This is a genomic window from Stenotrophomonas sp. 3diitr2024 (assembly GCF_042136455.1).
Taxonomy (GTDB): Bacteria; Pseudomonadota; Gammaproteobacteria; order Xanthomonadales; family Xanthomonadaceae; genus Stenotrophomonas; species Stenotrophomonas sepilia.
Genome location: NZ_JBHHMJ010000302.1, coordinates 1 through 10,846, shown reverse-complemented (window position 1 = coordinate 10,846; position 10,846 = coordinate 1). Strand labels below are relative to the sequence as shown.

At 66.7% G+C, this 10,846-nt stretch carries 9 protein-coding genes; 2 read left to right on the top strand and 7 right to left on the bottom strand.

Annotated elements, in window-relative coordinates; all coding sequences use genetic code 11:
- Nucleotides 1–61 precede the first annotated feature (61 nt).
- Complete coding sequence (locus ABGA94_RS06950) at nt 62–1,906, bottom strand: hypothetical protein (RefSeq protein ID WP_005417416.1); 1,845 nt, start codon at nt 1,904–1,906, stop codon at nt 62–64.
- Between the two features lie 492 nt (nt 1,907–2,398).
- On the opposite strand from ABGA94_RS06950, the gene ABGA94_RS06945 reads away from it, so the two are divergent.
- Nucleotides 2,399–3,172 (top strand): NAD kinase, encoded by a 774-nt coding sequence (locus ABGA94_RS06945; protein WP_005417415.1) that lies wholly within the window; start codon nt 2,399–2,401, stop codon nt 3,170–3,172.
- Nucleotides 3,173–3,219: 47 nt separating this feature from the next.
- Entirely contained in the window at nt 3,220–4,164 is a 945-nt protein-coding gene (locus ABGA94_RS06940) for a 5'-nucleotidase (RefSeq protein ID WP_005417414.1), read from the top strand.
- 127 nt (nt 4,165–4,291) lie between these two features.
- On the opposite strand, the gene ABGA94_RS06935 is transcribed toward ABGA94_RS06940, so the two are convergent.
- The 6 genes from ABGA94_RS06935 to kynU are packed head-to-tail and all read right to left on the bottom strand — an operon-like array spanning nt 4,292 to nt 10,673.
- Nucleotides 4,292–4,843 carry a DUF2939 domain-containing protein gene (locus ABGA94_RS06935; RefSeq protein ID WP_375366793.1) on the bottom strand — a complete coding sequence of 184 codons (552 nt, stop codon included), beginning with the start codon at nt 4,841–4,843 and terminating at the stop codon, nt 4,292–4,294.
- A gap of 42 nt (nt 4,844–4,885) precedes the next feature.
- A complete protein-coding gene (locus ABGA94_RS06930) occupies nt 4,886–5,878 on the bottom strand; it encodes an aldo/keto reductase (RefSeq protein ID WP_005417412.1) in 993 nt (330 codons plus the stop codon).
- Entirely contained in the window at nt 5,878–6,564 is a 687-nt protein-coding gene (locus ABGA94_RS06925) for a DUF2461 domain-containing protein (RefSeq protein ID WP_053500718.1), read from the bottom strand. The genes ABGA94_RS06930 and ABGA94_RS06925 overlap by 1 nt, the downstream gene beginning before the upstream one ends.
- On the bottom strand, nt 6,561–8,000 hold the full coding sequence (gene sbcB, locus ABGA94_RS06920; RefSeq protein WP_262221181.1) for an exodeoxyribonuclease I: 1,440 nt from the start codon (nt 7,998–8,000) through the stop codon (nt 6,561–6,563). Before sbcB ends, ABGA94_RS06925 begins: the two co-directional genes overlap by 4 nt.
- Complete coding sequence (locus tag ABGA94_RS06915) at nt 8,000–9,367, bottom strand: FAD-dependent oxidoreductase (protein WP_375366791.1); 1,368 nt, start codon at nt 9,365–9,367, stop codon at nt 8,000–8,002. Before ABGA94_RS06915 ends, sbcB begins: the two co-directional genes overlap by 1 nt.
- Nucleotides 9,368–9,398: 31 nt before the next feature.
- On the bottom strand, nt 9,399–10,673 hold the full coding sequence (kynU, locus tag ABGA94_RS06910) for a kynureninase (RefSeq protein ID WP_005417408.1): 1,275 nt from the start codon (nt 10,671–10,673) through the stop codon (nt 9,399–9,401).
- Nucleotides 10,674–10,846 lie beyond the last annotated feature (173 nt).

Sequence of the window (10,846 nt, the reverse complement as noted above, 5' to 3'; positions counted from 1 at the left end):
ACGGGGGGGCCGTTCTGTATCCGGGGCCGCTGGCCGCCGATGGCTGCCAGCAATCAGTCCATCAACGCGCGTGGCCGTAGCGGGCGACTTCGGCGGCGACACCGTTCATGTGCTGCACTTCGTCGCGCTGGCCGGGGTTGATGGCGCGGTTGCCATCGTCCACGAAGCGCAACGGCGTCGGGTACAGCGGCAGCTTGTTGCCGGCGCCGATGACCGGAACGCCCTGCATGCCATTGACCTTCATGCCCAGTGCCTTGCCCATTTCCTCACGAAGCATGTCGGTGGAGCAGAGCAGGTTCATTGCCACCGCAAACTGCTTGCGCGGCTTGGAGTGGTGGACGCCGTTGCAGCCGGTGGCCACACCACCGAAGTACACGCCGTCCGCCCCGCTGTCGCTGATCACCTGCGGTGCATGATTGGCAATCCACTCGGGGATGGCATAGGTCGGCAGGTAGTACGGCACGGTGATATCACGCACTGCCGCTTCACGGAAGCGGAACGTCGCTCCCGAGTTGTCGAGCGCCTGGTTGGTCTTCGCCAGGCTTTCGCGCATCAACTCCAAGGCCATGTCCTTCGAACCGATCTCGCCGAGCTGGCCGGAAACGGCAAACACCACGTCGACAGTGGTCGTTTCACGAATCCACTTGTAGTCCCTGAGGCGATAGGAGACCTGCTCACCCGGCAGTACCTTGTCCGACAGGCCGGGCCCGATGACCGTGGTCGTCCTAGGTGCCGGGTAAGGATGGGTGCCGGTGACATTCTCCACAACCAGTCGCGTCAGGCGCTGGAACGCATCGGGCAGTGTGACCGTGCCGCCGCCCGTGGTCACCCAGGTGAGCAGTGCGGCTGCGTTGTCGACCTTGCCACCACGAGACTTGTCAACGTCGACGCGCGACACCGGATAGCGAAGTGCGTGCCAATGGCCGGAACCGGAGCCGCCGTCGTCGACGTACATGAACTCGAACTCTTCGCCGGGGTTGGTCCAGACGTGGGCCTCGCGGTCAAAGATGTTGTCATCCTTGATCTTCAGTCCCCAGCTCGGATCGATCACTTTCGAATCAGCGACCTTGAACATGCGGCGATCACGGTCCGACGGGCTATCGGGGAAATTCAGATAGTAGCCCCGGAAGTTCTCGTTGGTGGCCGTGACCAGTGTGCGTGCCGTACTCGTCTTTCGCGATGCGTCATTCGGAAGTACGGGGCGATAGGTTGCATGATTCAGTTTCCACACGCGGAAGAAGGGATCAAAGACGTAGTGGTGCACGTCACCCGACTCGATCCGCAGGTTCGAGCGCGGGAACTGCGTATCGGCTGCGATGACCGAGCTCGGCCACGTTGCCGTGTGCCGAATGGTAACCGTGTCATAGGAGTGTGCGCCGTCGGGCAGGCCCACCTGGCCGACATGCTGCCCATCACGGAGATTGAGTACCGTTGCGAGCTTGCGTCCGTTTGAAGGAATGCGCCAGCGCGCTTCGTTCGGGCCATTGATCTCGCGCAGGTGCTTCGGGGACAGGCGCCAGGCCATGCTCATCCTGTTGCTGACGGCCAGGTTCTGGCCGGCGGGCAACATCACCTTTCTGACCTCTGAGGGCAGATGGGTGAATACACCGTCGACCTCCAGATGGCGGGGCGATGTCGCCAGGTTGGCCAGATAGATGGAACGCTCGGACAACGACAGCGAGGTGGGCAGCCGCACCCGGTCCTGCCAGTCATCATTGCGTAGCGTGAAGTACAGATTCGTATAGTTGCCCGGCAGCAGCTCGCGGTAGGCGTTTGATGCCGGGCTCAGGAAGCCGATATGGGCCTTTGCCGCTGCGGTTTGCTGAGAAGTGGCTGCGTCTTGGGCAAGACTGGCCCAGGACGGCAGTAGTGCCGCCAACGCAACGCTGAGGTGCTTGAAGTTCATGTGTCCTCTCTCTCTGAAGGGTGGAGCGCAATCAGCCGCGGAACGGCGAGTACGCTGCTGCATGGTCGGTGCAGTACCGGACGGGAGCTATCGGACGTTGTCGGTAAACGATGCGAGCGGCCTTCGATGTGTTGGATTTTTTACAGAGTCACCTCGAGCAGATGGAAACCTCCGCGACGTTGTTCGCGTGTGCCAAGCGGTCACGGCTGCCCGCAAAAGTGCGGCTTCCGTCATCCACGATGTAGTTGGTATCGGACCCAACGCGATTGTTTCCCCGCACATCCAGGGAGCGAAGGAACAATCAGCCTTGGGCGTAGGCCGGTTCTGGAGGGCTGTGGCCGCCGTCGCCCAGGCGTTCTACTTGGTGGCGTGCAGAGGAGGGCATCGCTTGGGAATCGGAAGTCAGACAGGCAGCATTGGAATCGGCAACCTCAGTTGCGTTGGAGCAGTGGCGAGGTATGCTCTATCCACACTTCCAGGGCCCCACGCCTGATGAGCGACACCCCCCGCATCGCTTTCCTGGCCAGCACCGCCGAACCTGCACAGATGGCCCGCGCGGCGATGATCTCGCGTTATGGCGATCACGCGCCCGAGCAGGCCGACGTGCTGTGCCCGCTGGGTGGCGACGGTTTCATGCTGCAGACCCTGCACCGGCACGGGCACCTGGGCAAGCCGGTGTTCGGCATGAAGCTGGGCACCGTTGGCTTCCTGATGAACCAGTACCGCGGCGACGATGACGTGCAGGCCCGCATTGCGCGTGCCGAACCGGCCAACCTGCGCCCACTGGAAATGGTGGCGCTGACGGAGTCGGGGACCAGCACCGGCTCGCTGGCGTACAACGATGTCTCGCTCCTTCGCCAGACCCGGCAGGCGGCCCATATCGGCATCGACCTCAACGGCCAGGAGCGGGTGGCCGAGCTGATCGGTGACGGCGTGCTGGTGGCCACCCCGGCCGGCAGTACCGCCTACAATTATTCCGCGCACGGCCCGGTGTTGCCGCTGGGGTCGCATACCATCGCGCTGACGCCGCTGGCTCCGTATCGGCCGCGACGCTGGCGCGGGGCGATCCTCAAGGCCGACACCGAAGTGCGCTTCCGCGTGCTCGATCCCTACAAGCGTCCGGTCAGCGTCACCGCTGATTCGCACGAGACCCGCGATGTGGTCGAGGTGACCATCCGCGAGTCGAGGGACCGTCGTGTGACCCTGCTGTTCGACCCGGAGCACAACCTGGAAGACCGGATCCTGAGCGAACAGTTCGTTTTTTGAGGACAATGGGCGGCCGGCCCCGCCGACCGCTTGAAGGACCCCCACCGATGGGCGACAACTCCCCCCGTTTGCTGACCGTCGCGGTCACCTCGCGCGCGCTGTTCGACCTCGAGGAAAGCCACGCGCTGTTCGAGAGCGATGGCGTGGCGGCCTATGCCGAGTTCCAGCGCCAACATGAGGACGACATCCTCGGTCCCGGCGTGGCCTTTCCCGTAGTGCGCAAGCTGCTGGCACTGAACCAGGGCGCCAGCCCGGAGAACCCGCGGGTCGAGGTGATCCTGCTGTCGCGCAATTCGGCCGATACCGGCCTGCGTATCTTCAACTCGATTCAGCATTACGGCCTGGGCATCATCCGTGCGACGTTCACCGCTGGCGAGCCGACCTGGCCGTATGTGAAGCCGTTCGGCACCGACCTGTTCCTGTCGGCCAACCCGGAATCGGTGCGCAGTGCGCTGCGCCATGGCATCGCGGCGGCGACCATCCTGCCCAAACCACCGGGCGAGACCGCTGCGGCAGCGGCCGACCAGATCGATACCGGTCGCCCGGCCGGCCAGCTGCGCATTGCCTTCGACGGTGACGCAGTGATCTTCGGTGACGAGAGTGAGCGCATTTCGCGCGAGCAGGGCGTGGAAGCCTTTGGCCGCCACGAACGCGAACGCGCCCGCGAGCCACTCAGTGGCGGCCCCTTCCGCGGCTTCCTGTCGGCCCTGCACACGCTGCAGGAAGTGTTCCCGGCTGGCGACAGCGCGCCGATCCGTACCGCACTGGTGACCGCGCGGTCGGCCCCGGCGCACGAGCGGGTGATCCGTACCCTGCGGGAGTGGGGCGTGCGCCTGGACGAAGCACTGTTCCTCGGCGGCCGGCACAAGGGGCCGTTCCTGCAGGCCTTCGGTGCCGACATCTTCTTCGATGATTCGCAGCACAACATCGACAGCGCCCGCGAGCATGTAGCCGCCGGCCACGTACCGCACGGCGTCGCCAACGAGGGCTGAGCCCGGTAGCTGCCAACCCTGGTTGGCATCGCGGCGCAGCCGCGCCCACCAAGGTGCGCGTCTACCAGAGCGGGGTATGAGGCGGCGGCAGCGCCGGGCCATGTCCGGCGAGCGCAGCGGCATGGGGCTACGGGCTGCCCGACATCCCCAACTGCAGGTCCACCACTTTCCAGCGCAGGCCCTGCGGCTCCAGCACCACCTTCATCGGTGGCTGACCGGGGCCGCGATCCACATCGATCACGAAGCGGTCCAGCGCTTCGAAATGATGTTCGGCATTCTTCAACGGCCGCGCCGGTTCAGTTGCGCCGAAGGCGTCGCCACCCTGCAGTTCATTGCGGCCACGCTTCCACAGCACGTGGCCCTGCAGCATCGCGCCGATCCCGGTCGGGGTCACCATGGTTTCCACCGCGGCCCCCCCGAGCTGGTCGCCGAGGCCGTAGAGGAGGGCACCGAACGGGCTAGCCGCCACGTCTGGGCCGGCCTGGCGCACCAGGTAGTCATTGAGCTGCGCGCGCAGGCTGCTGCGCACGCGCGGGAAATCGAGGTAGCGCTCCAGGCGCGCAGTGTCGCGCTGCTCGATGGCCTTGGACAGGCCATTGACGGTCAGGTACGGGCCGCCGAACCACCAGGCCGCCAAGGCCAGGACCGGCAGCACAAGCAGTGCGGTGAGCTTCTTCATGCCGGACAGACTGCCGCAACGGCGGCAGTGCCGGGTGAAGACTCACTGACTGGGCGAACCACGGCCATCACCGAAGGCATCGACCAGCCGTTGGCGTTCCGCCGGCGTCAGCGCCTCCAGCCGCGTCGCCAGCACTTCGTCCAGGCTGCGGGTGCGGGTGGTGCCGAGGATGCCGCTGGCAACGCCGGGATGGCCCAGCGCATAGGCGAAGGCGGTCTGGGCCGGGCGCTGGCTGTGGATCGTGGCCACCGCGCGCCGCATCTGGCGGGCACTGCGCATCAGCTGGCGGCTGCTGGGCTTCAGCCACGCGCGCGCCAGATACCAGCCATCGGCCAGCCGTGGCAGGCGCGCACGCGCGGGCAGCAGGTGTCCTTGCGCCAGCACGGTGCCGGCCAGCACGCCGATGCCCACTGCCTGCAGCCGATCGATAAGCGGTTCTCGGTCCTGCTGCAGGGCGTTGTAGTCCAGCAGTACCACATCGAAGGCGTCCGGATGGGCGATCATCCAGCGCAGGGTCGAGGCCGAGTGGGTGTTGATGCCGGTGTACCGGATCAACCCACGTTCGCGCAGGCGCTGCAGTGCCGCCAGCAGGTCGTCACTGATGTCGTGTTCGCTGGCGCCATGCAGCTGGTAGACATCAAGATGGTCCAGGCCGAGGTTGCGCAGCGACGCCTCGCAGCTGGCGGTGATGGCCGCGGGCGAGAAGTTGCGTTGCTCGGCGCCGCTGATGCCGGCCTGGCCGGTCAGCGTGCCGCCCTTGCTTGAGATCACCAGTGAATCGCGCGGGTACTGCTTCAGCAACGGGCGCAGGATGCGGCCCAGGCGCGGCTCGGCATGGAAGCCGGAATAGTTGTGACCGGTATCGAGCAGGTTCACCCCGTGGGCAAGCGCATGTTCGACCACAGCAGCCGCCTCATGCTCGGGGAAGCGGCGATGACCCCAGAAGCCGGAGCAGCCCAATCCGATCGGTGAAACGGCCAGGCTGGTGCGGCCGAGCACGCGCCGCTGGCGGGCCAGCGGAAGATTCTGCGACATCAGAATTCCAGGTCCAGCGCAGCGCACAGGTAGTCGACGAACGGGCCGAGCGCGGCCAGGTCCTTGCCCAGCGTGGACAGCAGGCGTGGGCCGGTCATCGTGGCGTCGTCCAGCGAGCGCCACATCACCCAGTTGCGGTGCTTGAGGTCGTCGATGAACTCGAAGTCGGCCGGGAAGCCACGAGGGGGGCGCACCAGCTTCTCGCTCTCCTCGAAATCGAAGCGCTTGCGCAGGGCCGGCGCGTGCGCGGCGGCCTTCCAGCTGCCCGGGTTGTCGAGGATGAAATGGCGCACGCGGCGCTGGGTTTCCGGTTCCGGATGCCACAGGCCGGCGCCGACGAAGCTCTCGCCGGGTTGCAGGTGCACATAGAAGGACGGCGCGGCCACCTCTCGGCGGCGCTCATGGAACAGGCGCGCACCCTGCCACGTCTTGTACGGTGACTTGTCGTTGGAAAAGCGCGCGTCACGGTGGATGCGGAACAGCGAGCCACCGACGCCGCGGGTATCGGCGCGGAAGTGCTCGCTGACCTCGGCCAGTGCCGGCTGCAGGTCGCCCAGCAGGCGCAGGAACGGCTGCCGGACGTGGTCTTCATACTGCTGGCGGTGGTCGTTGAACCAGGTCTTGTCGTTGTGCCGCGCCAGGCTGCGCAGGAACTTGAAACTGGCGTCCGAGAAATAGGTGCTCACAGCGTCTCCTGCAGGTGCTGGCCCCAGTCGCGCAACGATTGCAGCAGGGCCTGGCGCCGCGCGTCGCCGGGCGCTTCGGCGGCCAGTGCATCAAGCTGTTGCCGGTACTGGGGCAGGTTGAGTTCGCCCAGGCCGCCGTCGCCGAGCAGGCGCTGGCGGCGGTAATCCTGCCAACGCTGGTGTTCAGCCGGCGCGAGGCTGCCGGGATGGTTGCGTGCGCGGTAGCGGAACAGCAGCTCTGGAAGGCGCGGGTCGCGGAAGCGGCCTTCCAGCGCGGCCAGCTGCTCCGGCGCGGTGGTGCGTGCCAGCGCGAGCAGCGGCTTGTCGCCGTTGCCGAGGAATCCGTCGTACAGCGAGGCATCGACATCGGCCACGGTCGCGACGCGGGGCTGGTTGTAGACCTGGCGTGCCTTCTCGGCCAGCTGTGGAGCGAACGCGCGCAGCCGTTCCACCTTGGCCTCGATCGCGGCCACGTCCAGGCCGAGGCGCGCATGGTCGTCGGCGCGCAGGTGGTTCCATGCGATCAGTGCCGGCACCTTGTTCAGGTGTACTTCCTTCAGCGGCACGCGTGTCACGCCTTCGGGCAGCTCGCTGGCCCGCATGTACAGGCGCTGTGCGATCACCTCGGCCGGCAGCTCCAGCAGGTCGTCGATCTCGCCTTCCAGGTCGAACACGATCACCCGGTTGTTGATGGTCGGGTGTACGGCCAAGGGCAGAACCGGTGCGGCGCAAAGGCGGCTGGCAGGGTAGCGCATGGAAATGTGCAGGACCGGCTTCATCGCGGCCACGTCCAGCAGGCCGCCGACGAAGCGCTTGTCGCGCAGCTTCAGTGCGTACTCCCACAGGCGCGGCTGCGACTGCTTGAACAGCCGAGCCATGCCGATGGTGGCGCGCACGTCTGACAGCGCTTCGTGCGCATCGCCTTCGCGCACGTTGTTGGCCTCGGCCAGGTGCTCGAGCTTGAACGAGGTGGCGCCGTCTTCGCGCAGCGGCCACCGGATGCCGTCCGGGCGCATCGCGCGCATCAGCCGCAGCATGTCCAGCAGGTCCCAGCGTGAATTGCCATTGCGCCACTCGCGCTCGTAGGGATCGTGGAAGTTGCGGAACAACCCGTAGCGGACGAACTCATCGTCGAAGCGCAGGGTGTTGTAGCCAAGTGCGCAGGTGCCAGGGCGCGACAGCTGCTCGTTGATGCGGTCGAAGGCTTCGGCCTCGCTGATGCCCTCGGCCAGGGCCTGCTGCGGGGTGATGCCGGTGACCAGGGTGGCCATCGGCGAGGGCAGCAGGTCGTCTGCCGGGCGCACGAAGAAGCTGACCGGCGTGTCGATCTCGTTGAGGTCGGCATCGGTGCGGATCGCGGCGAACTGCGAGATGCGCGTGCGCCGCGGGTCCTGGCCGAAGGTTTCCAGGTCGTAGAACAGGAAGCTGTCTGCCATCAGTGCGCGCCCTCCAGGACCGGCAACTGCGCGTGGACCTGCGTTTCCAGTGCGGCCCAGTCGATGTTGTCCAGTGAATCGTGACCGGCGGTGGCTGCAACCAGCAGGTCGCGCTGCAGTTCGGTGCGGCGCAGCGCCTCGGCGTAGGGCGTGTGCAGGAAGGTGACCATCGTGTAATGCGGCACGAAGCGGGTCGGCCAGCGCCGCTGCAGTTCCTGCTCCAGCTCGCGTTGCAGTAGGAATGCAGGGTCGGCCACGCGGTCGCGCATCTCCAGGTAGTTCTCAAGCGCCATCTGCTGGATGGCACGTGCATTCGGTTTGCGCTCGGCTTCGAACGCGGCGAACGCGCTTTCCAGGTCATCGGCCTGCATCAGCTGGCGGGCCAGTGCAACGCAGTCCTCGAATGCGCAGTTCATGCCCTGGCCGTGGAACGGCACCATCGCATGCGCGGCGTCACCGATCAGCACGGCGCGGCCCTGCTGATGCCAGCGTTCCAGGGTGAGCGTGCCGAGCAGGCCCGGCGGGTGTTGTTCCCAGTCCTTGCGCAGGTTGGGAATCAGCGGCAGGGTGTCGGCGAACTCGCGCGCGAACAGCGCCTCGGCCTGCGCGCCGGTGTTGACCGTGGCAAAGCTGGGATCGCCCTGGTTGGGCAGGAACAGGGTGACCGTGAAAGTGCCTTCGTGGTTGGGCAACGCGATGCACATGTAGTGGCCGCGCGGCCAGATGTGCAGCGCATTGCGCTCGATGCGGAAGCCGCCGTCGGCGGCCGGCGGGATCTCCAGTTCCTTGTACGAATGGTCAAGGAAGGCGATGTCCTCGCCCAGCGGCGCACGACGGTTCATCGCCGCGCGCAGTGCCGAGCCCGCGCCGTCGGCACCGATCAGGGTGTCAAAGCGGATGTCGTGCGGGCTGTCGTCACGGTCATCGATGAAACGCGCGTAGCCCGCATCGAAATCCACGGTATGCAGGCGGCGATGGAAGTGCACGGTGGCACCGGCCTGTTCGGCCAGTTCCAGCAGCGTGGTGTTCAGATCGCTGCGATGGATCGACCAGATCACCTCGCTGTCGTCGCGGCCATAGCGCTGCAGCTGCGGTTCGCCGTCGCGTGGATGCACCATGCGCCCGCGCATCATCACCGCGCGCGCCATCACCTCGTCTTCCACGCCGGCCTGGCGCAGTGCATTGCGCCCGCGCTCGGCCAACGCCAGGTTGATCGAACGACCGCTCTCGTAGTCGGCAATGCGGGGATCGCCACGGCGTTCGTACAGGGTGATGCGCCAGCCTTGCCGTGACAGCAGGATGGCCAGCAGGGACCCGGCAAGGCCGGCACCGATAATGCTCAACGAGCGGGAGGCGTGTGCGATCAACGAACTGTCCAGCAGCAGGGGAGGGGTCGGCTTACAGGCCGGCCCAGGCTTCCACTTCCTCGACGAAATGGTGCACGTCCAGGTAGCGGTTGTAGAGCGGGGTGGGCGAGATGCGGATCACGTCAGGCTCGCGCCAGTCGCCGAGCACGCCGATGCCGCGCAGGTGCTCGAACAGTGCACGGCCACGCTCGCGGCCACCGATCACGCGCAGCGACAACTGGCAGCCGCGGCGCTGCGGATCGGCCGGGGTAATGATGTCCAGCACCTGCGGCAGGCGTGCGCGGACCAGTGCTTCGAGCAGGCCGGTCAGCGCCAGCGATTTGCTGCGCAGCGCCTCCATGCCGGCACGCTCGAACAGGTCCAGCGAGGCACGCAGTGGTGCCAGGCCGAGGATCGGCGGATTGCTCAACTGCCAGCCTTCGGCACCGATGGCGGGGGTGAACTGGGGCGCCATCTGGAAGCGGGTCGATTCCTCATGGCCCCACCAGCCGGCAAAGCGCGGCAGGGTGGTGTCGCGATGGTGGCGCTCGTGCACGAACGCGCCGGCCACCGCGCCCGGGCCGCTGTTGAGGTATTTGTAGTGGCACCACACGGCGAAATCGGGCGCCACCTCATGCAGGCGCAGCGGCAGGTTGCCAACCGAGTGCGCCAGGTCGAAGCCGATGCGTGCGCCCTGCAGGCGTGCGGCGCGCGTGATCGCATCGAGGTCGAAGGCCTGGCCGGTGCGGTACTGCACGCCGGGCCACAGCACCAGTGCCAGGCGCGGGCCGTGCTCGGCGATGGCGCGTTCGATCGCGGCCAGCGAAATCGTGCCGTTGGCTTCGTCCGGCTGCACTTCCACCAGACACTCGGCCGGGTCGAAACCATGGAAGCGGATCTGAGCTTCCACCGCGTGGCGGTCGGTCGGGAATGCGCCGGCTTCCATCAGGATCACCGGACGCTGCGTGGTCGGCCGGTAGAAGCTGACCATCATCAGGTGCAGGTTCACGCTCAGCGTGTTCATCGCTACCACCTCGCTGGGCAGTGCGCCGACCACGCGGGCCAGCTGCGCGCTCACCAGGCGGTGGTAGGACAGCCACTGCGTCGGGCCGGTGAAGTGGCCTTCCACCGCCAGTTCGCCCCATTGTTTCATCACTTCCTGCACCGCTGCCTGCGCACCGCGCGGCTGCAGGCCCAGCGAGTTGCCGACGAAGTAGGTCTGCTCGCCGCCGCCATGGCGCGGAATCAGGAATTCGCCACGCAGCGGGCGCAGCGGATCGGCGGCGTCCAGGGCGATGGCGTGGGTGCGGCTGAGCAGGTCGGACATGGTCGGGCAACAGGCTGCAACGGGACCGCCAGTGTAGCGCCTGGCGGCGTGCCTGCCGCCGAACCTGTAGAGCCGAGCCCATGCTCGGCTGCTCTTCGCGCGAAGGCCAGAAGCAGCCGAGCGTGGGGTCGGCGCTACAGGCAGGTCAGGCGCCATGGGCCTCGCGACGCTGG